This window comes from Curtobacterium sp. VKM Ac-1395 (assembly GCF_015350975.1).
Lineage (GTDB): Bacteria > Actinomycetota > Actinomycetes > Actinomycetales > Microbacteriaceae > Curtobacterium.
Genome location: NZ_JADKRX010000005.1, coordinates 99,871 through 120,737 on the forward strand (window position 1 = coordinate 99,871; position 20,867 = coordinate 120,737).

17 protein-coding genes are annotated in these 20,867 nt (G+C 72.2%); 5 read left to right on the forward strand and 12 right to left on the reverse strand.

Going from position 1 to position 20,867, the window contains the following annotated elements:
* Nucleotides 1–78: 78 nt before the first annotated feature.
* Entirely contained in the window at nucleotides 79–981 is a 903-nt protein-coding gene (locus ITJ68_RS19125) for a pentapeptide repeat-containing protein (protein WP_228505639.1), read from the reverse strand.
* Complete coding sequence (locus ITJ68_RS14000) at nucleotides 978–2,600, reverse strand: phospholipid carrier-dependent glycosyltransferase (RefSeq protein ID WP_194662024.1); 1,623 nt, start codon at nucleotides 2,598–2,600, stop codon at nucleotides 978–980. The genes ITJ68_RS19125 and ITJ68_RS14000 overlap by 4 nt, the downstream gene beginning before the upstream one ends.
* A 128-nt stretch (nucleotides 2,601–2,728) precedes the next feature.
* Here ITJ68_RS14000 and ITJ68_RS14005 point away from each other — a divergent pair, with 128 nt between their 5' ends.
* On the forward strand, nucleotides 2,729–4,567 hold the full coding sequence (locus ITJ68_RS14005; RefSeq protein ID WP_194662025.1) for a hypothetical protein: 1,839 nt from the start codon (nucleotides 2,729–2,731) through the stop codon (nucleotides 4,565–4,567).
* A 118-nt stretch (nucleotides 4,568–4,685) separates the two neighbouring features.
* Here the strand turns inward: ITJ68_RS14005 and ITJ68_RS14010 are convergent, their stop codons facing one another.
* From ITJ68_RS14010 to ITJ68_RS14020, 3 genes are read right to left on the reverse strand one after another with little or no spacing between them, the layout of a single operon-like run.
* Nucleotides 4,686–5,993: a UDP-glucose dehydrogenase family protein gene (locus ITJ68_RS14010; RefSeq protein WP_194662027.1), complete on the reverse strand. Its 1,308-nt coding sequence runs from the start codon at nucleotides 5,991–5,993 to the stop codon at nucleotides 4,686–4,688.
* Nucleotides 5,994–6,011: 18 nt separating this feature from the next.
* Nucleotides 6,012–6,563 carry a PH domain-containing protein gene (locus ITJ68_RS14015; RefSeq protein ID WP_194662033.1) on the reverse strand — a complete coding sequence of 184 codons (552 nt, stop codon included), beginning with the start codon at nucleotides 6,561–6,563 and terminating at the stop codon, nucleotides 6,012–6,014.
* Between the two features lie 4 nt (nucleotides 6,564–6,567).
* Nucleotides 6,568–7,416 carry a biotin--[acetyl-CoA-carboxylase] ligase gene (locus ITJ68_RS14020; RefSeq protein WP_194662034.1) on the reverse strand — a complete coding sequence of 283 codons (849 nt, stop codon included), beginning with the start codon at nucleotides 7,414–7,416 and terminating at the stop codon, nucleotides 6,568–6,570.
* A gap of 74 nt (nucleotides 7,417–7,490) precedes the next feature.
* Between ITJ68_RS14020 and ITJ68_RS14025 the strand changes: the two genes are divergently transcribed.
* Together ITJ68_RS14025 and ITJ68_RS14030 are read left to right on the forward strand one after the other, a co-directional pair.
* Entirely contained in the window at nucleotides 7,491–9,086 is a 1,596-nt protein-coding gene (locus ITJ68_RS14025) for an acyl-CoA carboxylase subunit beta (RefSeq protein ID WP_194662035.1), read from the forward strand.
* On the forward strand, nucleotides 9,083–9,337 hold the full coding sequence (locus ITJ68_RS14030; protein WP_194662036.1) for an acyl-CoA carboxylase subunit epsilon: 255 nt from the start codon (nucleotides 9,083–9,085) through the stop codon (nucleotides 9,335–9,337). Before ITJ68_RS14025 ends, ITJ68_RS14030 begins: the two co-directional genes overlap by 4 nt.
* Nucleotides 9,338–9,965: 628 nt before the next feature.
* On the opposite strand, the gene ITJ68_RS14035 is transcribed toward ITJ68_RS14030, so the two are convergent.
* From ITJ68_RS14035 to ITJ68_RS14050, 4 genes are all read right to left on the reverse strand, one after another.
* Complete coding sequence (locus ITJ68_RS14035) at nucleotides 9,966–11,042, reverse strand: hypothetical protein (protein WP_323743327.1); 1,077 nt, start codon at nucleotides 11,040–11,042, stop codon at nucleotides 9,966–9,968.
* The gene (locus ITJ68_RS14040; RefSeq protein WP_194662038.1) at nucleotides 11,012–12,238 is read right to left on the reverse strand and encodes a sensor histidine kinase; all 1,227 of its coding nucleotides are present in this window, start codon (nucleotides 12,236–12,238) and stop codon (nucleotides 11,012–11,014) included. The genes ITJ68_RS14035 and ITJ68_RS14040 overlap by 31 nt, the downstream gene beginning before the upstream one ends.
* Before the next feature lie 14 nt (nucleotides 12,239–12,252).
* Nucleotides 12,253–12,930: a response regulator transcription factor gene (locus tag ITJ68_RS14045; protein WP_268097652.1), complete on the reverse strand. Its 678-nt coding sequence runs from the start codon at nucleotides 12,928–12,930 to the stop codon at nucleotides 12,253–12,255.
* Between the two features lie 145 nt (nucleotides 12,931–13,075).
* Nucleotides 13,076–14,335 (reverse strand): class I SAM-dependent RNA methyltransferase, encoded by a 1,260-nt coding sequence (locus tag ITJ68_RS14050; protein WP_194662040.1) that lies wholly within the window; start codon nucleotides 14,333–14,335, stop codon nucleotides 13,076–13,078.
* A gap of 14 nt (nucleotides 14,336–14,349) precedes the next feature.
* On the opposite strand from ITJ68_RS14050, the gene ITJ68_RS14055 reads away from it, so the two are divergent.
* Both ITJ68_RS14055 and ITJ68_RS14060 read left to right on the forward strand, forming a co-directional pair.
* The gene (locus ITJ68_RS14055) at nucleotides 14,350–15,201 is read left to right on the forward strand and encodes a Maf family protein (protein ID WP_194662042.1); all 852 of its coding nucleotides are present in this window, start codon (nucleotides 14,350–14,352) and stop codon (nucleotides 15,199–15,201) included.
* Between the two features lie 79 nt (nucleotides 15,202–15,280).
* Complete coding sequence (locus tag ITJ68_RS14060) at nucleotides 15,281–17,056, forward strand: acetyl/propionyl/methylcrotonyl-CoA carboxylase subunit alpha (protein WP_194662044.1); 1,776 nt, start codon at nucleotides 15,281–15,283, stop codon at nucleotides 17,054–17,056.
* 78 nt (nucleotides 17,057–17,134) lie between these two features.
* Here ITJ68_RS14060 and ITJ68_RS14065 read toward each other — a convergent pair whose 3' ends face one another.
* From ITJ68_RS14065 to ITJ68_RS14075, 3 genes are all read right to left on the reverse strand, one after another.
* Nucleotides 17,135–18,100, reverse strand: coding sequence for a hypothetical protein (locus ITJ68_RS14065; protein WP_194662045.1), 966 nt, complete (start codon nucleotides 18,098–18,100; stop codon nucleotides 17,135–17,137).
* Nucleotides 18,101–18,360: 260 nt separating this feature from the next.
* Entirely contained in the window at nucleotides 18,361–20,043 is a 1,683-nt protein-coding gene (locus ITJ68_RS14070) for a phospho-sugar mutase (protein WP_194662047.1), read from the reverse strand.
* Entirely contained in the window at nucleotides 20,040–20,867 is an 828-nt protein-coding gene (locus tag ITJ68_RS14075; RefSeq protein WP_194662049.1) for a purine-nucleoside phosphorylase, read from the reverse strand. The genes ITJ68_RS14070 and ITJ68_RS14075 overlap by 4 nt, the downstream gene beginning before the upstream one ends.

A 20,867-nucleotide genomic window follows, 5' to 3' on the forward strand; every position in this document is an offset into this window, starting at 1 on the left:
GCCCGACGCGCTGACGGCGCGACGCACCGCAGGTCCGACGCGGGGGGTCGTCGCGCCGGTCAGCCGGCGAGCACGGTGTCAGCCGGCGAGCACGGTGATCTGGATCGACTTCGTGACGGAGCGCCCGTTGTCCGCACGCAGGACGACGGTGCGCTGCCCGACCGCGGCGGCCGTGGGCTTCCCGACGATCCGCTGCGTGGCCGCGTCCCACCGCAGGCCCTTCGGCAGCGCGCCGTCGAAGTGCGCCTCGACCTGCGGGTAGGGGCTGTCGGCGTGGACCTGGACCGACGCCGTCCGCCCGACGGTCAGGGTGACGCTGTCCGGGGCCGTGATGACGGGGGCCTGCTTGACCTCCATCTGGATCTGGTACTGCAGCGCCTGCCCGACGTCGGTCCCGGTGGTGATCTGGCACGTCACCGCGGTGCTGCCCGGGTAGAACAGCCCCTCGCGGTCGTCGCACGTGTTCTGCACGACGCCGGGCTGCTCGCCGGAGGACCACTTGAGCAGCACCGGTGTCTCGCCGTCCGCCCACACCGACTGGGACGTCGTCGCGAGCGGGGTGCCCGTCACGTCCATACCGCTGATGATCGCCCGGGTGAAACGGGTGTCGCCGAGCTGCGCACCGGTGAGCTTCGCCGCGGTCAGGTCCGCCTGGCCGAGGTCGGTCCCGTGCAGGTCGGCCCCCGCCAGGTCGGCGCCGTAGAGGATCGCGCCGCGCAGGTCGGCGCCGGAGAGGTCGACGCCGCGGAGGTCGGCGAGACGGAGGTCCCGCTCACGGAGGTCCTGCCCGGCGAGGTCGGCGCCCTCGCACCGGGTGCGGTCGTCGACGGACGGGTGGTTGACCACCGTGCACGACCCCACGGTCTCGCCGGCCGGCCCCGCGGAGAGGCGCTGGTAGCCGACGGCGACCAGCAGGACCAGGACGAGGACGATGCCGATCGACCACCGGCGACGGCGGGACCAGGGCTTCACGGTGCTCATGCGCCCGCTCCCGTCCAGCCGGTCAGCCAGTGCGGCAGCAGCCGCAGCGCCGTGTCCGTGTACCAGCTCGGGTCGCTGGCGTAGGCGAAGAAGGCGACGGGCGCGGAGTAGGTCACGAGGACGACGAGCACGACGAGCAGCACCGGGAGCACCGCGACGCGCCGCCAGCCGACGGGGAGGGACCGCCAGAACGCCATCGCCGAGACGATCGCGAACGCGTAGATGATCGGCAGCACCGGGAGCAGGTACCGGCCGGAGAACGCGTAGTCGTTGTCGAGCCGCAGGAACGTCTGGAGGTTGAACACGAACATGGCGACGACGTACACACCGGCGACCGCGAAGCCCCAGACGAACGTCCGGGTCCGCAGCAGGGACCGCGCGGCGAGCACGACGGCGACACAGGCCGCCACGAACACGACGGTCCCGAGCACGGACACGACGGGGTTGATGGCCCAGGTCGAGTTGCGGTCACGGTAGAAGAAGATCGACTGCAGGTACGTCGTGCACCAGCGGCCGATGAACTCGAGCACGTCGAGCGGCGTCTGCTGCTGCCCGTTCAGCACGGCGAGGTCGTGCACGCGCTCCGCGGCGTAGTTCCTGGCGTAGATGTCGAACGTCAGGCACTGCTGGTGGGTGTGCAGCTTGTCGCAGTCGGGGTTGAACTGGCGGTACCGGACCAGGTTGATCCCGTAGCGCTCGACGATGAGCGCCGCTGCGACGACGAACGCCAGGACCCAGGCGACCGTCCCGACGACGTGCCGGCGGATGCCGGCGACGAACGCCGAGACCGCGTGCCGGACGTCGACCACCCCGCGCAGGCCGTCGCGCTGCGCCACGAGGGCGACGGCGACCACGATGGCGACGACGACGAACGGCACGAACGTGTACTTCGCGATGATCGCCCAGCCGCCGGCGACGACCGCCTTGGCCAGCGTCGTCGGGCTCGGGGCGTGGATGAACCGTGCCGAGAAGAGCAGGCAGAGGAGGAACAGGGTCATGCCGGGGGCGTCGTAGCTCACCGCCGCCGACTGCCAGATGTACCGCCCGGTGAAGGCGAGCACGACGACCGACAGCATGGTGATCGAGGCCGAGAACCCCATCGCCCTGAGGAGCGAGCGCATGACCAGGAGCCCGAGCACCCCGAAGACCAGGTTGACGAGCCGCAGGAAGACGACGATCCACGAGTAGGGCAGCGCCTCGTTGATCATGACCTTCACCGGGAAGGACATGACGTAGTAGTAGAAGTAGCTCGGGAAGCGCAGCACCTCGCCCATCGCCAGGTCGCGCGTGGGCACGCTGTCGATGATCGGTCCGGCCGAGATCGACCGGTGCGCGTAGAACAGGATGTTCGCGATGTGCCGGTGCTCGTCGGGGGCGATCGTGCCGACGTAGGGGACGTTGCCGTTGCCGTCGACGATCGGGTAGTGCAGTACGAGGGCGAAGACAACGCCGAGCGCCACGAAGAGGACGATCGTCAGCCGGAACAGCCACGGGCTGGCGAGGAGGACCCCGAGCCGGCCGGGGACGGTGAGCAGCCGGAGCCGCTCGGGCAGGCCCCCTGACGATGCGTGGGCGACGGAGCGGCCGGGGGGCTTGGTGTCGAACGCGCTTCCGGACATCGACACGAAGATATCCCGTCGCGGGCATGATCCCCAACACCTGCTGCTCGGGACCGTGTGCCGCGGGCCGGACGGTATCGTGATCGGACTGCGACGGGCACGTCGAGCCGCCGCGGAGAGAGGCACCGATGAGTCACACCGCCCCCGCGGCGCACCCGGCGCGGACCGGCGGGGCGACGACGCGCCCGACGCTCCGTGCTGTCGTGCTGAACCTGCTGCTGGTGGTGGCGCTGTCGGTGCCGATCGTGTCGATGGCGTACCGCAGTCGTGCCCTGGTGACGAACATCGACGGCATCTCCTACATGGGCATCGCCCGGAAGTACGCCGAGGGCGACGTCACGGACGCCGTCAACGCCTACTGGTCCCCCATGACGTCGTGGCTGATGGCGCCGTTCATCCGCTCCGGCCTCGGACTGACGTCGGCCTTCCTGGCGACGAACGCCGTCGTCTGCGTCGCGATCCTGGTCGTCAGCGCCTGGCTCGTGCTCCGCGTGACCAGGAGCGGCTGGGCGACGGCCTTCACGACGGCGGCGACCGCGCCCGTGCTGCTGGCCAACGTGGCCCGGCAGACTCCCGACCTGCTCGTCCTGCTCTGGTTCGTCGGCTTCGTCTGGATGATGCTCGTCGCGGACCGTGCCCGACACGGCTCACGGCGACGGCGCATCGTCGTCGCTGCCGCCCTCGGCGCGCTCTGCGCGCTCGGGTACTTCGCCAAGCTCTTCCTGGTCCCGGTGTTCGTCGTCGTCGTGCCGCTCTGGTTCGCGTTCCGCTGGTGGCGCACCGACCACCGCGACCGGGCGGCGCTCCGCAGTTCCCTCGTCCTCGTCCTCACCGCGGCGGTCGCCGTCGTCGTCGTGTCGGCACCGTGGGTCGTGGCGCTGTCGGTGAAGTACCACACGGTGACCGCGGGGTCGTCGCTCGTGGTGAACACCGAGAGCAAGTTCACCGACGCGGCCGACGGCCCGGACGACGACTACGTGCTCCCCCGCCCGCCGGACGCCAGCGCGTTCTCCCCCGCCGAGGACCGCACCCCGAGCGTGTTCGACGGCCGCGCGCTGTCCGCGCCGAGGACGACCACGGCCTCCCGGGCGGAGACCGGTGACGACGAGGACCGCGCGTCCACCACGACCACGCTCGCCGGCAAGCTCACCTACTACGTCTCCCAGCGGCTGGACGCGCTGCCCTACTACCAGCTCCGGATCAGCTCCTTCGCACCGTTCGCGAAGTGGATCGGCGTGCTGTTCGCCGCGGCGCTCCTGTTCCGCCTGGTGGACACCCGCCGGCACGCCTTCGCGACGGTCGCAGCCGTGGCCACCGGCGTGTACTGGCTCGGCTACGCCGGCATCGCCACGGTCGAGTCCTTCGGCGGGAACGCCCGCTACTACCTGCCGCTGGCCTCCGGCACGGTGATCATGGTCGCGGCGCTGCTGCCGGACGCCTGGCACCGGATCGGACGCGGGCGCACCGTGCGCAGGGTCCTGGCCGTCGTGGCCTGCCTGCTCGTGGTCACGGCGTCCGTCACGCAGAACGCCCTCGGCCTGGCCGCACCGTTCTCGTCGGTCCTCGGTGGCTCCATCGGCGCGCCGCCCCTGCAGGTCGCCGGCCCCACGGTCACGCAGAAGGAGCCGCTCGTCGAGGCGCTCCGCGCACACCACACGATCCCGAGGGACAGCCGCATCGCGGGCTCGAACGCACGGGCGATGGCACAGCTCGCGTTCCGGCTCGACGCGCACGTCTCCGGCACGGACTCGCAGCGGTACGACATCCAAGACCCGTCGTTCGTCCGGCTGCTGCACCGGGCGGACGTCCAGTACTGGCTGCAGTTCACGCCGGAGGACGCCCAGCCGAAGGACCTCACCGGTGCCGGCACGGTGGTCGACGAGGTCGTCGTGGACACCACGTGCCAGGACGTCAAGGGTGCTGACGTCGAGCCGTGCCGGGTACAGGTCGTCGACCTCGACCGCTGAGCCCGACGCCCACCGGGCCCGACGCCCACCGAGCCCGACGCCCGCGGACCCGCGCGCGGACGCGGAGGTCGGACGACCCGCAGGCCGACGGCGACCCGCTGGTCGGATCGTCCGGGTGCTAGCGGCCCATCCCGCGCACCGTGAAGCCCGCGGCGGTCCAGGCGTCGCGGTCCAGACAGTTCCGGCCGTCCACCACGACCGGGCGCCCGACGAGACCGGCGACCACGGCGGGGTCGAGCTGGCGGAACTCGTTCCACTCGGTCAGCACGAGCACCAGGTCGGCGCCACGGAGCGCCTCGTCCGCGCTGTCGACGTAGTGCACCTCGGGGTGGATGCGGGCGGCGGTGCCGTTGGCCTCGGGGTCGTACGCCGAGACGACGGCGCCGAGCTCGTGCAGCCGTGCGGTGATGTCGAGAGACGGGGAGTCGCGGACGTCGTCCGAGTTCGGCTTGAACGCGAGCCCGAGGACGGCCACGTGCTTGCCCGTGACGTCGCCGCCGAGCAGGTCCTCGGCGAGGGTGACGACGTGCGCGCGACGCCGCAGGTTGATGGCGTCGACGTCGGCCAGGAACGCCAGCGACTCCCCCACGCCGAGCTCGGTCGCCCGGGCCTGGAACGCGCGGATGTCCTTCGGCAGGCAGCCCCCGCCGAACCCGAGGCCGGCGTTGAGGAACTTCCGGCCGATGCGGGCGTCGTGCCCGATGGCGTCGGCGAGCGCCGTGACGTCGGCGCCGACGACCTCGGCGATCTCGGCCATCGCGTTGATGAAGGAGATCTTCGTCGCCAGGAACGCGTTCGCGCTGACCTTGACGAGCTCGGCGGTGGCCAGGTCGACCACCAGGCGCGGGGTGCCCTCGGCCAGGGTCGTGGCGTAGACCTCGTCGAGGGCGGCGACGGCGGACTCGCCCGCGGCGCCGGACGGCACGCCGTAGACCAGGCGGTCCGGGGAGATCGTGTCCTGCACCGCGAAGCCCTCGCGGAGGAACTCGGGGTTCCACACGAGCGTCGCGCCGGGCACGGCCGCGGACAGGGACGTCGCCAGGCGGGCGGCGGTGCCGACGGGGACGGTGGACTTGCCGACGACGAACTCGTCGGCGGCCACGTACTGCGTCAGCGCGGCCACGGCGGCGTCGACGTACGTCAGGTCCGCGGCACCGGTCGGGCCCTGCGGGGTGCCGACGGCGACGAAGTGCACGCGGGCTCCGGCGACCTCGGACATGTCCGTGGTGAAGCGGATGCGTCCGGACTCGATCGCCTCGGAGAGGATCTCGGGGAGTCCCGGTTCGAAGAACGGGGCGTCGCCGGCGGCGAGCCGCTCGATCTTCACCGGGTCGACGTCGACCGCGACGACCTCGTGTCCGAGTTTGGCCATGGAGGCGGCGTGCACGGCACCGAGGTACCCGCAGCCGATGACAGAGATACGCACGGGAAGACGGTACCGGAACTACCGGCGGTGCACGTCGCCCCACGACGGCCGGTCGGGTCCGCCGACGATCTCGTCCCAGTCCGGCTCGCGGTGGCGCCGCCTGGCCTCGTGGGCCTCCACCATGTCGTGCAGGACGGCGACGACCAGGTCCGCGTGGGGCACGTCGGCGAGCACCACGGCCGGGTCGTCCCCGGGGAAGACGAGCACGTCCCCGGAGCGGAACAGCCCCTGCAGTCCGCGGCGCCGCACGGTCACGTCGTACCCGCGCGAGTGCAGCAGCTCCCGCCGGGTCCTGGTGCCGAGACCGTGCACGACGACCAGCCGCCGGGTGGTGACGACGTAGCGACGGGTCATCCAGCGGACGAGCGGCACGATGCCGCCGACCAGCACGAGCACCAGGACGAGGACCGCGATCACGGCGTTCACCCACGCGTACTGCGCCCGGAACACCCCGAACCCGAAGCCGCCGGCAGCGGCGACGAGCACGACGAAGACCGCCGGACGCACCAGGCTCCGCGCGTGCGGCCGCAGCCGCGCGACGACGCGTTCTGGCGGGGGCTCGGCGGTCATGGCGTCATGCATACCGCAGGTGGGTGACGTCCCCGACGGCGACGCCCCTGCTGACACCGTCTCGATCCCGGATCGTGATGCGGCCGTCGTCGTCGATCCCGGTGGCGTCCGCCTCGACGACGCTGCCGTCCGGCAGTTCCAGCCGGACCCGCGCACCGATCGTGCCGCAGACGGCCCGGACGTGGGACCGGACCGCGTCGGCGTCCGCACCGCCCGTCGCCAGGGCGACCACGGCCTCCCGGACGCCCGCGACGAAGCCGGACAGGACCGCGTCTGCCAGGTCGGCCGCGTCGCCGGTCGCGCCCGCCGCCAGGAGCGAGGTCGCGTTCGGTGTCGGCAGCGCGTCGGCGGGGATGGTGAGGTTCACGCCGGCTCCGACGACGACCGCACCGTCGTCCGCGACCTGGCAGAGGATCCCGCAGACCTTGCGGCCGTCGACCAGGACGTCGTTGGGCCACTTCACGAGCACCCGTTCCGTCCCACCCGGGTGGGAGGCCCGACTCGCGTCCGCCCCGTCAGCTCGGTCGTCCGGTGCCGGCTCCAGGGCCGCGCGCACCGCGTCGCGCATCGCGGCGCCCGCCACGAGCGGCAGCCAGCCGCGGTCGCGGTCGGTGAGGTCGGCGCGCACCAGGACGCTGGCGGCGAGGGTCTGCCCGGTCGGTGCGGTCCAGGAGCGGTCGAGACGACCGCGACCGGCCGTCTGGTCGAGCGTCGCGACGACGCTGCCGTCCGGCAGGCCGGACGCTGCCTGCAGCAGGTCGGCGTTGGTCGACCCGGTGGACTCCCGGACGTCGAGGACCGCTCCCGAGGACGCGACGGCGGCGCGGGAACGCGGGAGTGCGGGTGTGGACATGCGTGCAAATGTACGGGCAGGAACCGTGCGGGTCCTCCAACGGCCCGGTCTCGGCACGCCGGTAGGGTGAGCGGGTGACTCAAGGTGACACCCCCGATCTCTCCACGACGGCCGGCCGGCTCGCCGACCTCCGCGTGCGGTACCACGAAGCCGTGACCGCAGCGGGCGAAGCCGCCATCGCGAAGCAGCACGCCAAGGGCAAGACGACGGCGCGCGAGCGGATCGAGCAGCTCCTCGACGAGAACTCCTTCGTCGAGCTCGACGAGTTCGTCCGGCACCGCACCCACGCCTTCGGCATGGAGGCCAAGCGGCCCTACGGCGACGCGGTCGTCACCGGCTTCGGCACGATCCACGGCCGCCAGGTCGCGGTGTACGCGCAGGACTTCACCGTCTTCGGCGGCTCGCTCGGCGAGGTCGCCGGCGAGAAGATCATCAAGGTGATGGAGCACGCCATGAAGACGGGCGTGCCGATCATCGGCATCCTCGACTCCGGCGGCGCCCGCATCCAGGAGGGAGTGGTCGCGCTCGGCAAGTACGGCGAGATCTTCCGCCTCAACACCGCGGCCTCCGGGGTGATCCCACAGATCTCGATCGTGATGGGCCCGGCCGCCGGCGGTGCGGTGTACTCCCCCGCCCTCACCGACTTCGTGATCATGGTCGACAAGACCAGCCACATGTTCGTCACCGGCCCCGACGTCATCAAGACCGTCACGGGCGAGGACGTCGGCTTCGAGGAGCTCGGCGGTGCCCAGACGCACAACGCGGTCTCCGGCGTCGCCCACTACCTGGCCGACGACGAGTCCGACGCGCTCGACTACGCCAGGTCGCTCATCGGGTTCCTGCCCGACAACAACCTCTCCGACCCCCCGGCGTACGACGTCGCCCCCGAGCTCGAGACCACCGACGCCGACCGCGAGCTCGACGTCGTCATCCCGGACTCCACGAACCAGCCGTACGACGTCACGCAGATCATCGAGCACGTCGTCGACGACGGGGACTTCCTCGAGGTCCAGCCGCTCTTCGCACCGAACATCCTCATCGGGTTCGGTCGGGTCGAGGGCCGCACGGTCGGCATCATCGCGAACCAGCCGCAGGCGATGGCCGGCACGCTGAACATCGACGCCGGCGAGAAGGCCGCGCGCTTCGTCCGGTTCTGCGACGCGTTCGGGATCCCGATCCTGACCCTCGTCGACGTGCCCGGGTACCTGCCCGGCACCGACCAGGAGTGGACCGGGGTCATCCGCCGCGGCGCCAAGCTCCTGTACGCCTACGCCGAGGCCACCGTCCCCCTCGTCACGGTCATCACGCGCAAGGCCTACGGCGGGGCGTACATCGTGATGGGCTCGAAGCAGCTCGGCGCCGACATCAACCTGGCGTGGCCGACCGCTGAGATCGCGGTCATGGGTGGTCAGGGTGCGGTGAACATCCTGTACCGGTCGGAGATCAAGCGCGCCGAGGACGCCGGCGAGGACGTCGCCGCCGTGCGCTCCCGCCTGGCGAACGAGTACACCTACAACGTGGCCTCGCCGTACCTGGCGGCCGAGCGTGGCGAGCTCGACGGCATCATCCAGCCGCACGCCACCCGCGTCTCCGTGATCAAGGCGCTCCGGGCGCTCCGGGGCAAGCGCGCGACGCTGCCGCCCAAGAAGCACGGGAACATCCCCCTGTGACGGGGTCGCAGCCCGGGGCGGCGGCTCGAGACGTCGGTGCCGTCGCAGACGTCCGTGTCGTCGCCGGGGACCCGTCGCCGGAGGAGCTCGCTGCCGTCGTCGCCGTGCTCCAGCACCAGGCCGACCAGGCCGCCGCGGCGGGCCCTGCTCGTGTCGAGGTCTCCCCGCGCGTCGGGTGGGAGTCGGCCGCGCGCGGACTCCGCGGACCGCTGCCGCACGGCCCGGGAGCCTGGTCGCGGTCCCTCCGCTGACCCCGTTGCGCCCTCGGGGGACGGCAACCGCCCTGGTTGTACCCCTGGGGTACCCGCCGGTATCCGCGTTGCAGCGTGCACTTCCGCGGACCAGCACCCCTCGACTGGGGGGCAGGAAACGCCGATGGGGACAGAACGCGCAGGAATTGTCCCCCATAATGACGACTGACACGAGGCGTGGCAGCGGGCATAGTAATCAGTGTTCGGTGTCCTTCCCAGAAGAACATCGTCGATCAGTGGCCGACTAGGGTACGACGTCACTGGTCGTTGCGAGCCAGGGCGACATTCGGGTTGCCGCTCTGCCTCGGGTTGTGAACGGGCCGGTCGAGTACCTCGACCGGCCCGTTCCCCGTTTCCGGGGTCGTTCGGCGCGTGGGCCTGCCCCCCCTCCCGACTCGGAACGACACCATCGCTGTCGTACGACCTCGACCCTGTCGTACGACCTCGACCCTGTCGTCCTGCGTCGGCGGCGCGCCGGTCAGGGCGCCCGACGAGGCGGAGTCGACCCGAGCCTCCCGGCCGTCGCGACATCGTCGCTGTCGTCCGACGACGACGCTGTCGTCCGACGACGACGCTGTCGTCCGACGACGACCCTGTCGCACGACGGCCCTGTCGTCGTGACCGGGCGTCAGACGGTCTCGTGCCGAGGGATCTCGAGCCACACGGCGACGGCGGAATCGTCGTCGTCGTCCTCGTCGTCGAGCCCGGCGCCGAGCGCCGCTGACTCGCTCGCGGCGAGGTCGAGCCGCAGCCCGACGACCGTGACCGCGGCGTCGGCGCCCTCGGGCACGGTGCGCACGATGACGTTGTCGGCGTCGTGCGCCTGTCGCAGCGCGTCGGCGAGCTCGCTGTGGATGCGGCGGAGGTCGTCGACCTCGAGCTCGTCGAGCCCGCCGTCGTCGTGGAGCTGCACGACGGCACCACGACGGCGCAGCCGCATGACCTCGTCCCGGACGTCGTCGGAGAGCAGCGAGCGGCCGCGGATCTCGTCCCGGATGGCCTGCTCGAGGTGCAGGCACTCGGTGCGCTCGTCGTCGGTCAGTCCGCCGCAGGAGTCGATGATCCGCTGCAGCATCGGCCGCGCCATCCGTGTGGTCTGGCTCAGGCGGAACTGCCGCTCGAAGACGTGGGCGTCCTGCGCGGCCTGCCAGTCGACGGTCTCCTGCTCGGCGCGGATGAAGTCGCGCTGGATGCGGGTGGCACGGTTCATCGCAGCGGTGAACGCCGTGGCGATGACGACCCACGAGACGCTGCCGAGCACCCCGAGGTCCCCGAGTGCCCCGATCCCCGCCCAGGACAGCGTGGTCACCGCGAGGACCAGGACGCCGACCCAGGCGAAGGGCGCGCGCTGCCGGACGACGAGGATGACCATGAGCGTGCCGACGGCGGCGACCCACCACGTGTCGTACCCCGGGCCCGAACCCCGCTCTGCGACCGGAGCCGCGACGAGCGGCATCATGATCGCCGTCGCAAGGGAGAAGCACGCCGTCCAGACGGGGAGCGCGGCACCCCGGACGAACAGCGCGGTGCCCGTCGCTGCGGCGTAGAGCACCATGCAGGCGACGATGGGCCCGATGTCCTCGACGCGGAGCAGCGTCGTGGCCGCGAGGACCAGGTGGTAGACCGAGAACAGCGCGGCCAGCCCCGTCGCGACGCCCGCGGGGACCGAGACCTTCACGTGCTCACCGCCGTGGGTGCCGGCCACGTGAGGACGATGCGTGTCCCGCTCCCCGGGGCCGTCCGGATCTCGGCGAGGCCGCCGGCCGACGCCACGCGCTCGATGATCGACCGGCGGACGCCGAGGCGCTCCGCCGGGATGGCGTCCACGTCGAAGCCGGAGCCGTCGTCGGCGACCTCGACCCGGACGACCGCGCCCGCCACTTCATCGACGGTGATCCAGCGCGCGACCCCGTCCCCGGCGTGCTGGACGCTGTTCACCGCAGCCTGCAACGCGGCCGAGGCGATGGCGTCGGCCGCGGCCGCCGGTAGGGTCGTCTGCCCGAGCGGACCGCCGTCCACCCGGACCGGGGCGGCCAGGGACGTCACGGCATCGGCGATCCGCTCGCGGAGCTCGGGCAGGAGCACCGGCGGGACCTCCCCTGGGCCGTCGGCAGCCGCGGCGGCGAGGTGGTCGAGCGCGTTCCGGGCCATCCGTGCGGAGAGCATCGTCGCGTCCGGGGTGTCGGCGCGGGCGGCGGAGAGCAGCGTGGTGAGGACGCTGTCATGGACGATCGCGTCGACCTGCACGCGCTCCACCTCGGTGGCGTGCTCCCGGATCGCGAGCGAGTAGCGCCGGACCGCGGTCGCCTGTGCCGAGTCGACCGCCGAGGCAGCACGGCGGAGCACCACGATGAGCACCAGGGCCGCTCCGCCGAGGATGCCGATGTACACGCCGTCCAACACCGCACGGGTGATCCCGACGCCGCCGCCGGCTGGGCTGAGCCGGATGATCGCGTACACCACTGGAACGACAGCGTTGTAGACGGTGGCACGCCACGTGGCGAAGCCCATCGCCGCCGCAATCGTGCCGACGTTGCACAGCCACCACGGCCACGGCAGCTGGTCGTCGGGAAGCGCGTGCGAGACCGTGAACGGCCAGACGACGAGCGCACCGAGGAACAGGACCGCCGTGGCGATCTGGGCCGGCTGGACCAGGCGTTGCACGAAGACGGAGGCGCCGACCAGGAAGAACGCCGCCGCGAGCACCGACGGCACCACGACGCCCCACACCGGGTCGAGGTAGGGCAGCTGCTTCGCGACCTGCGGCGCGTTCGCCAGGCCGAACCCGATCGCGAACACGGCGAGCAGGATCGCGAAGGCGCGCTCGACCGACCCCCGTGAAACGGTTGCCCGGACGCTGCGCGCCGGGTCGGCACCGAACGGTGCGACCTCGTTCGTCATCGAGGCGGACGCCGTCAGCGGTTGTCGGCGTCCGGGTCGACGCCCGAGTCTAGCCCCGGCAGGATGCCGTCCTCCACCGCGCGGCGGAGCAGGTCGACCTTCGTCGGGGCCGGACGGCCGACCTCGACGTACTTCACGCGGATGCGGTCGAGGTACTCGCGCGCCGTCGAGTACCCGATGCCGAGCTGCTGCGCGGCGAGCTTGAGCGGCAGACCCGATGCGTACAGGTGCAGGATCTCGCGCTCACGACGGCCGAGCTGCGCCTTGGCGAAGTCACGGTCGGCGTCGATGGCGCTCGCCCACTCGAGGTTGTTCAGCACGTCCCCGCGGGCGACGGTCGCGACGGCGGCCATCACGGTCTTCGTCGCGGACGACTTCGGGATGACCCCGGCGGCCCCTGCCGCCAGTGCTTCCCGGACGTTCGCGACGCGGTCGGCGATGCTGTGCACCAGGACGGCCGAACCGGTCCCCTGCACGCCCTTCACGTTCTCGGTCACCGTGGACCCGTCGCCGAGCGACAGGTCGAGCACGACGACGTCGACCTCACGCGCGTCGAGGTTCGCGATGTACTCCGGCACGCTGGCCGCGGTGAGCACGACCTCGAAGCCCTCGTTCTGGCACGCTGCCTGGATCCCGAGCCGCACGGACTCGTGGTCGTCCACGATCGCGACGCGCACGGGCCTCGTGCTCACGTCGGTCGTTCCTGCTGTGGTGATGGTGTCTGCAGCCACGATGCCCTCTCATCTGATGACACCCGGCCCCTGAAACCGAGTTGCCAACGACGACCAGGATACCCAGGTCGGACCCAGGTTCAGATGTCGCCACACACAGTGTGCGCTACGCGACCGGGACCAGCCGCGCGACGGCCTCCATGTGGTGCGTGTGCGGGAACAGGTCGAAGGCACGGAGGGCCTCGAGGCGGTACCCGAGGTCGGCGAACGTGGCGACGTCGCGGGCCAGCGCGACAGGGTCACAGGCGACGTAGACGACCTGCGCGGGCTGGAGTGCGGCGATCTGCACGGCCACCTCGCGACCGGCGCCGGAGCGCGGCGGGTCGAGCACGACCGTGCCGGCCCGGTAGCGGTCGAGCTCACTGCGCGACGCGGTCTGCACCGTGCGGGCGAGCCACCGGTCGACGCGTCCGGGCTCTGCGCGGGCACCGATCCACTCGGCGAGGTTCTCCTGCGCGTGCTCGGTCGCCCGCCCGGCGCTCTCGACGCTGGTCAGGCGGGCCTTCGGGCCGACGAGGTCACCGACGGCCGCGGCGAGCAGCCCGACACCGCCGTAGAGGTCGAGGTGGATGCCGTCGGCGTCCAGGCGGTCGCGGTCGACGAGGTCCTGCACGGCCTCGGTCAGGACGGACGCCGCGGCGCGGTGGACCTGCCAGAAGCCGGTGTCGTCGACGGTGAAGGTGCGGTGCCCGACGACCTCGGTGACCGCGGTCGGGGCCTGCTCGTCGACGACCAGGCGTGCTCCCTCCGAGCCGCTCGGTGCGAGGACGTCGAGGACCGACGCGCCCGGCATGGCCCCGCGGGCGAGCGGGGCGCTCTCCTGCACGGTGGCCGTCGCGAGCGGCAGGCCCGTCACCGGCACGACCGTGTGCGAGCGGGCGGCGAAGGGACCGGCGGTGCCCTCCTCGTCGACGTGGAGCCGCACACGGGTGCGCCAGCCGAGGCCGTTCGCCGCGTCGTCGCCGGGTGCGGCCTCGACGACGACGTCCCGGCCGAGCACCTCCGTCAGGTCGACGTGGGCGAACCGCGAGAAGGAGTCGACGAGGACGTCGTGCTTCAGGGTGCGCTGGTGGGCGAGGGCGATGTGGCCGAACTCGGCGCCACCGGGTCGCTCGGCGGGGTCGCGGTCGAGCGCGGCCTCCGGCCAGACGTGGTCCACCCGGTGCTCGCTCGGCGTCGTCACGCTGACGGTGTCCGCGCGCCAGAACGACTTCTTCCGGTCCTCGGTCACCCGGGCGACGACGGACTCCCCCGGGATCGCGTCCGAGACGAACACCACGCGCCCCTCGTGCCGTGCCACCGAGATACCGCCGTGGGCGATCCCGGTGACGTCGAGTTCGAGCAGCGTTCCGACGGATTCACCCATGGTTCGATGTTCCCATGCGTCTGTACCTCGCGAGTACCTCCCCCGCCCGCCGAGCACTCCTCGCCCAGTCCGGGATCGAGCCGGTGCTCGTCGCGCCCGGGGTCGACGAGGACGCCGCGGCCGCTGCTGCCCGCGACGCGCTCGGCCGTGACCTCACCGGTCCGGAGCTCGTCGCGCTCCTCGCCGTCGCCAAGGCCGACGCGGTCGCCGACGCGTCCGTCGCCGGGTCGCCGGTGGACGGCTTCGTCTTCGGTGGAGACTCCGCGTTCGAGGTCGACGGGCACCTGTACGGCAAGCCACACGACCCGGAGGTGGCCCGGGAGCGCTGGCGGCAGATGCTCGCCGCCGGTGGCGGCACGCTGTGGAGCGGCCACTGCGTCGTCGACCGGCGCCGCGACGCGACCACCGGACGGACTGGGCCCACGCCGCCGGTTCCGGACCGACGCGCCAGCGGCGGGCCGGCCGTGCCGGTGGGGAGAGGACCGGGGCGGGCCCACACCGAGCCTCCAGTCCGTGACGTGGCCGGCTCCACGGCCGCGCTGGCGTCCCCGGCGACCGTCCCGTCCCTGGGACCAGTCGCCCCTGGCGGCTCGGCCCTCGTCGTGGACGGCGACCACGTGGTCGCCGTGGACAGCGCGGTGCTGACCTTCGCCGACGACGTGTCCCCGGAGGAGATCGACGCGTACGTGGCGACGGGCGAGCCGCTCGAGGTCGCCGGGGCGTTCACAATCGACGGGCGGGCGGCGGCGTACATCACGCGCATCGACGGCGCGCCCTCGGCCGTGGTCGGGCTGTCGCTCCCGGTCCTCCGGTCGATGCTGCTGCAGGGGTTCGGGGTCTCCTGGCACGACTTCTGGGCACTGTAGACATCCACCTGCTTTTCCGGTGCTTTGTTGTGGATGCCGCTCAATTCCGTCTGCGCCTCCGCGAATACGCTGATGTGTCATGCCCCGTATCAGCAAGGTCCTCATCGCGAACCGCGGCGAGATCGCCGTCCGCATCATCCGTGCGGCCCGCGATGCTGGCACGGCCTCGGTCGCCGTCTACGCCGACCAGGACCGTGACGCGCTCCACGCCCGCCTCGCCGACGAGGCCTACGCGCTGAACGGCACCACGAGTGCCGACACGTACCTGGTCATCGACAAGATCATGTCCGTCGCCCGACGGTCCGGCGCCGACGCCGTGCACCCGGGCTACGGCTTCCTCGCCGAGAACGCCGACTTCGCCCGCGCCGTCCTCGACGCCGGGCTGGTCTGGATCGGGCCGTCCCCCGAGTCCATCGAGCGCCTCGGCGACAAGGTCTCCGCGCGCCACGTGGCCGAGAAGGTCGGCGCGCCGCTCGCCCCCGGGACCATCGAGCCCGTGCAGGACGTCTCCGAGGTCGTCGCGTTCGCCGACGAGGTCGGGCTGCCCGTCGCGATCAAGGCCGCCTTCGGTGGTGGCGGTCGTGGGCTCAAGGTCGTGCGCGAACGTTCCCAGATCGAGGAGCTGTTCGAGTCGGCCACGCGCGAGGCCATCGCGGCCTTCGGGCGCGGCGAGTGCTTCGTCGAGAAGTACCTCGACAAGCCGCGGCACGTGGAGACCCAGTGCCTGGCCGACGCGCACGGCAACGTCGTCGTCGTGTCGACCCGCGACTGCTCGCTGCAGCGTCGGCACCAGAAGCTCGTCGAGGAAGCGCCCGCGCCGTACCTGACCGACGCGCAGCAGACCCTGCTCTACGAGTCGTCCAAGGCGATCCTCCGCGAGGTCGGCTACGTCGGCGCCGGCACCTGCGAGTTCCTCATCGGGGCCGACGGCACGGTGTCGTTCCTCGAGGTCAACACCCGCCTGCAGGTCGAGCACTGCGTGTCCGAAGAGGTCACCGGCATCGACCTGGTGCGCGAGCAGTTCCGCATCGCCGAGGGCGGCGTGCTCGACTACGCCGACCCGACGCCCCGTGGCCACTCGTTCGAGTTCCGCATCAACGGCGAGGACCCGGGCCGCAACTTCTTCCCGGCGCCCGGCCCCGTGCACGTGTTCAACGCGCCGTCCGGTCCCGGTGTCCGCGTCGACTCGGGCGTCGTGTCCGGCGACGTCGTGTCCGGCTCGTTCGACTCGATGCTCGCGAAGCTCATCGTCACCGGTGCCACCCGGGCCGAGGCCCTGGAGCGAGCACGTCGGGCACTCGCCGAGTTCGAGGTCGCCGGGCTGCCGACCGTGCTGCCCTTCCACCGCGCGGTCGTGTCGGACCCCGCATTCGCGACGGCCGACGACGAACCGTTCAGCATCTACACGCAGTGGATCGAGACCGACTTCGTCAACGACATCCCGCCGTGGAGCGGCTCCCCCGAGGAGCTGCCGACGCCCGGTGACCGCGACACCGTCGTGGTCGAGGTCCAGGGCAAGCGCATCGAGGTCACCATGCCCGCGATCGTCGGTGGCACCGCCGCGGCTGGTCGTCGTCCGGCAGGTCCGTCCGCTCCCCCTCGTCGTCGCTCCTCGGCGGTGAAGGGCGGGCGCGCCGCGTCGGGCTCGTCCGTCACCTCGCCGATGCAGGCCACCGTGGTGAAGCTCGCGGTCGCCGAGGGCGACACCGTGGTGAAGGGCGACCTGCTCGTCGTGCTCGAGGCGATGAAGATGGAACAGCCCGTGCAGGCCCACAAGGACGGCGTCGTCACGTCGCTCGACGCCCCCGTCGGCCAGACGATCTCGTCCGGTCACGTCCTGCTCGAGCTCGCGTAGCCCGGCGCTGGCGGCACGTCGGCGCCGCGGTTGCCCGGAGGATCCGCACAACACCGGTGTTCTGCATCCGCGCCGCGTTCATCCGCGGCTCGATTGCAAGACACCGGTGTCCTGCGTTCGGTTGGCTCGAGGGACCCCCGCTGCGTCGAGGCGCTGAGGGGCGGATCCGCCGTCGTCGACGTCGCGCCAGGTCAGGCGGACGACGGTCCTGACGCCGGGGACCGCCCGCAGCCGGTCCTCCCGGAGCTTCTCGTCGACGACGACCTGTTCCGGCGAACGCCCGCCGCGCAACGCCCGGTCGCGGTACTTCGCCAGCCCGTCGAACTCGACCACGACTCCGACCTCCGGGAACCAGAAGTCGACGCGGGCGACGAACCCGCCCTCGTCGTGGAACTCCTGCTGGAGCACCGGCTGTGGGAACCCGTCCTGCGCCATCCGGACGCGGGCCACGGACTCCCCCGGCGAACCGCTCGCGGCGTCGGCGAACTCGATGGCGAGGCGAGCGCGTGTGACAGCGCGGGGGCGAGGCGTCCGTGCGCGGAGTTCCGCGATCAGGACGTCCCGCTCGATCCCACGAGCCAGCACCGCGTCGAGCACGACGACGGCTGTCCGGAACGGCGCCCGGAGCGCAATGTCCACTGCGGTGACGGCGAGTGAGGTCACGGCATGACCGGCGATCACCACGGGGTCCAAGCGTCGTCCGGCAGCCCCGACCTTCTGCACGTGTGCCCTCCGGTGCCCGGTCCCGAGGTGCGGGTCGGAGACCACCACCACCTCGGGCAGCGATCCCACCCATGGCAGTCCGTGCAGGACGACGGCGGATTCGTGGGAGACGATCACGTGTGGCGCGACGCCGGGCAGCACTGCGTCGATCCGCGCTCGGTGGACTTCGTGGTCCGACGCCGACTCCGCTGCTTCGGCGAGCACGTACCGACCGGCGGTGAGTCGACGCAGCGCACCGCGTCGGGCTGCAGCGGAGAGCCGGCGGCGAGCGGAGGGGTCGGGGTCCGTCGAGGCGATGCTGAACACGGTGAGGTGCGTCATGCCGCTCACGATGTCGTTCCGTCGCTCCGGTCCGTCGAGCGACCCGGGTCAACTGGGGAGGAGCGGCCCGTGATCCCCGTTGTGGAGGACTACGCCACGCGCCGCCGGCCTCGCAAGACACCGGTGTTCGGCAGCCGAGCCGCGAACAACTGCGGCGCGACTGCTGAACACCGGTGTTTTGCGAGGCAGAACCGTGGCGCGCAGAACAGCGGCGGGCGGCGGGCGGGGCGGGCGTACTCCCGAGGCGGCGGCGCCGACCGCTACGAGACGCGGGGGCGGATCGCCTCGGCGAGGGCGTCGACGAGGGACTGGGCCTCGGCGGAGGTCGCAGCGACGGTGTCGATGTAGACCTTCACCTTGGGCTCGGTCCCGCTCGGGCGGACGATCACCCGTGCGTCGCCGCTGAGGTCGTAGCGCAGGATGTCCGACGGCGGGAAGCCCTGCACGCCGGCGGCGTAGTCCGTCGTCGCGAGGACGTCGAGCGGCCCGAGGGTGGTCGGCGGCGAGGACCGCAGCGCAGCCATGACCTCCCCGATGCGCGACAGGTCGTCCACGCGGGTGGCGACCTGCCCGGATGCGAAGGCCCCGAACTGGGCCGCGAAGGCATCGAGCTGGTCGGCGATGGTCGACCCGGACGCCGCGAGCTCCGTCGCGAGGTCGAGCAGCGACAGCGCCGCCGAGATGCCGTCCTTGTCGCGCACGACCTGCGGGTCCACGAGGTAGCCGAGCGCCTCTTCGTACCCGAACAGCAGGTCAGGCACGCGGGAGACCCACTTGAAGCCGGTCAGGGTGTCCCGGTGCTGCAGACCGTAGCGTGCGGCGACCCGTGCCAGCGCGGGCGACGACACGATCGACGCCGACAGGGTGCCGGTCTGACCGGCCTCGGCCGCACGTGCGGCAGCCCGCCAGCCGAGGAGCCACCCGACCTCGTTGCCGGAGAGCCGGCGGTAGGAGTCGCCGGACGGGATCGCCAGCGCCAGGCGGTCGGCGTCGGGGTCGTTCGCGATGACGAGGTCCGCGCCGACGGCGACACCGCGGGCGATCGCCAGGTCCATGGCGCCCGGCTCTTCGGGGTTCGGGAACGCCACCGTGGGGAACGCGCCGTCCGGGTCGATCTGTTCGGGGACGACCGCGGGCTCGGCGAACCCGGCGGCGGCGAACACGGCCTTCGCGGTCTGCCACCCGACGCCGTGCATGGCCGTGTAGACCACGGAGGGCTGCTCGGCGGCCGGGAGCGCCGGCGCGCCGACGGTCGCGGCCGTGGCGGCCACGTAGGCGTCGACCAGCGCGTCGTCGGCGACGGTGTGGTCGGTCTCGCGGGGCAGGTCACTGATCGAGCCCGCTGCGACGGCGTCGATCGCCGCGGCGATCTCGGCGTCGACCGGCGGGACGATCTGGGAGCCGGCGTCGTCGCCGCCCAGGTACACCTTGTAGCCGTTGTCCCGCGGCGGGTTGTGGCTCGCTGTGACCATGACCCCGGCGCCCACGTCGAGGTGCCGCACCGCGAACGCCAGCACGGGGGTCGGCAGGGCGGTGGGCAGCAGGGTGACGTCGAGCCCGAGGCCGCGCATGACCTCGGCCGAGTCACGGGCGAAGACGTCCGAGTTCACGCGGCCGTCGTAGCCGATGACGACGCTGCGCTGCCGACCGGTGTCGACGAGGAACCGGGCGAGCCCCGCTGCCGCCTGCGTGACGACCACACGGTTCATCCGCAGCGGACCCCACCCGAGTTCGGCGCGGAGCCCGGCGGTGCCGAACTGCAGGCGTCCGGCGAAGCGTTCCTTGAGCTGCGCGAGTGCCGCGGCGTCTCCGCTGGCAGCGGCCGTGACGACGGCGTCGAGCTCGGCGCGGGTCTCCGGGTCCCGGTCCTGCGCCAGCCAGGCACGCGCGACGTCGAGCGTGCCGGCGCTGCCCGAGGCGTCCACACCCGTGGACGGGCTCACAGTGCCGCCACCACCCGGGCGAGCAGGTCCGCGATCACGGGCTCGGCGATGCGCCCGGCCTCGAGCACCTCGGCGTGGGACAGCGGCGTCGTCTGGATGCCGGCGGCGAGGTTCGTGATGAGGGAGAACCCGAGGACCTCCATGCCGGTCTGCCGGGCCGCGATGGCCTCGAGCGCGGTGGACATGCCGACGATGTGCCCGCCGATCGCCTTGGCCATCTGGACCTCGGCCGGGGTCTCGTAGTGCGGGCCGCGGAACTGGGTGTAGACGCCCTCGTCGAGGGACGGGTCCACCTGCTTGGCGACCGCCCGCAGCCGTGCCGAGTACAGGTCGGTGAGGTCGATGAACGTGGCGCCTTCGAGCGGGCTGTCCGCCGTCAGGTTGATGTGGTCGCTGATGAGCACGGGCGTGCCGGGAGTCCAGGTCTCCTTGATGCCGCCGGCGCCGTTCGTGAGCACCATCGTCGTGGCACCGGTCGCCGCCGCGGTGCGCACGCTGTGCACGACCCGACGCACGCCGTGGCCTTCGTAGTAGTGGGTCCGCGCGCCGATCACGAGGGCGTGCCGGCCGTCCGCGAGGCGGATCGAGCGCACCGTCCCCGAGTGCCCGGGGACCGCGGACGCACTGAACCCGGGGACGTCCGACGCGGGGATCTCGGAGACGGTCTCGCCGATGAGGTCGGCGGCCTTGCCCCACCCGGACCCGAGCGTCAGGGCGATGTCGTGGCGGTCGATGCCGGACTGCTCGGCGATCACCGCCGCAGCGTCACGGGCGACGTCGAACGGGTCGACGGAGGGGTCGTTGAGCGGGTTCGTGCTGGCCAT

Excerpts from the sequence above, each read along its gene's own strand:
- ITJ68_RS19125 (WP_228505639.1), bottom strand. The coding sequence starts at position 981 with ATGAGCACCGTGAAGCCCTGGTCCCGCCGTCGCCGGTGGTCGATCGGC.
- ITJ68_RS14000 (WP_194662024.1), bottom strand. The coding sequence starts at position 2,600 with ATGTCCGGAAGCGCGTTCGACACCAAGCCCCCCGGCCGCTCCGTCGCC.
- ITJ68_RS14005 (WP_194662025.1), top strand. The coding sequence starts at position 2,729 with ATGAGTCACACCGCCCCCGCGGCGCACCCGGCGCGGACCGGCGGGGCG.
- ITJ68_RS14015 (WP_194662033.1), bottom strand. The coding sequence starts at position 6,563 with ATGACCGCCGAGCCCCCGCCAGAACGCGTCGTCGCGCGGCTGCGGCCG.
- ITJ68_RS14020 (WP_194662034.1), bottom strand. The coding sequence starts at position 7,416 with ATGTCCACACCCGCACTCCCGCGTTCCCGCGCCGCCGTCGCGTCCTCG.
- ITJ68_RS14040 (WP_194662038.1), bottom strand. The coding sequence starts at position 12,238 with ATGACGAACGAGGTCGCACCGTTCGGTGCCGACCCGGCGCGCAGCGTC.
- ITJ68_RS14050 (WP_194662040.1), bottom strand. The coding sequence starts at position 14,335 with ATGGGTGAATCCGTCGGAACGCTGCTCGAACTCGACGTCACCGGGATC.
- ITJ68_RS14055 (WP_194662042.1), top strand. The coding sequence starts at position 14,350 with ATGCGTCTGTACCTCGCGAGTACCTCCCCCGCCCGCCGAGCACTCCTC.
- ITJ68_RS14060 (WP_194662044.1), top strand. The coding sequence starts at position 15,281 with ATGCCCCGTATCAGCAAGGTCCTCATCGCGAACCGCGGCGAGATCGCC.
- ITJ68_RS14065 (WP_194662045.1), bottom strand. The coding sequence starts at position 18,100 with ATGACGCACCTCACCGTGTTCAGCATCGCCTCGACGGACCCCGACCCC.
- ITJ68_RS14075 (WP_194662049.1), bottom strand. The coding sequence starts at position 20,867 with ATGGCCAGCACGAACCCGCTCAACGACCCCTCCGTCGACCCGTTCGAC.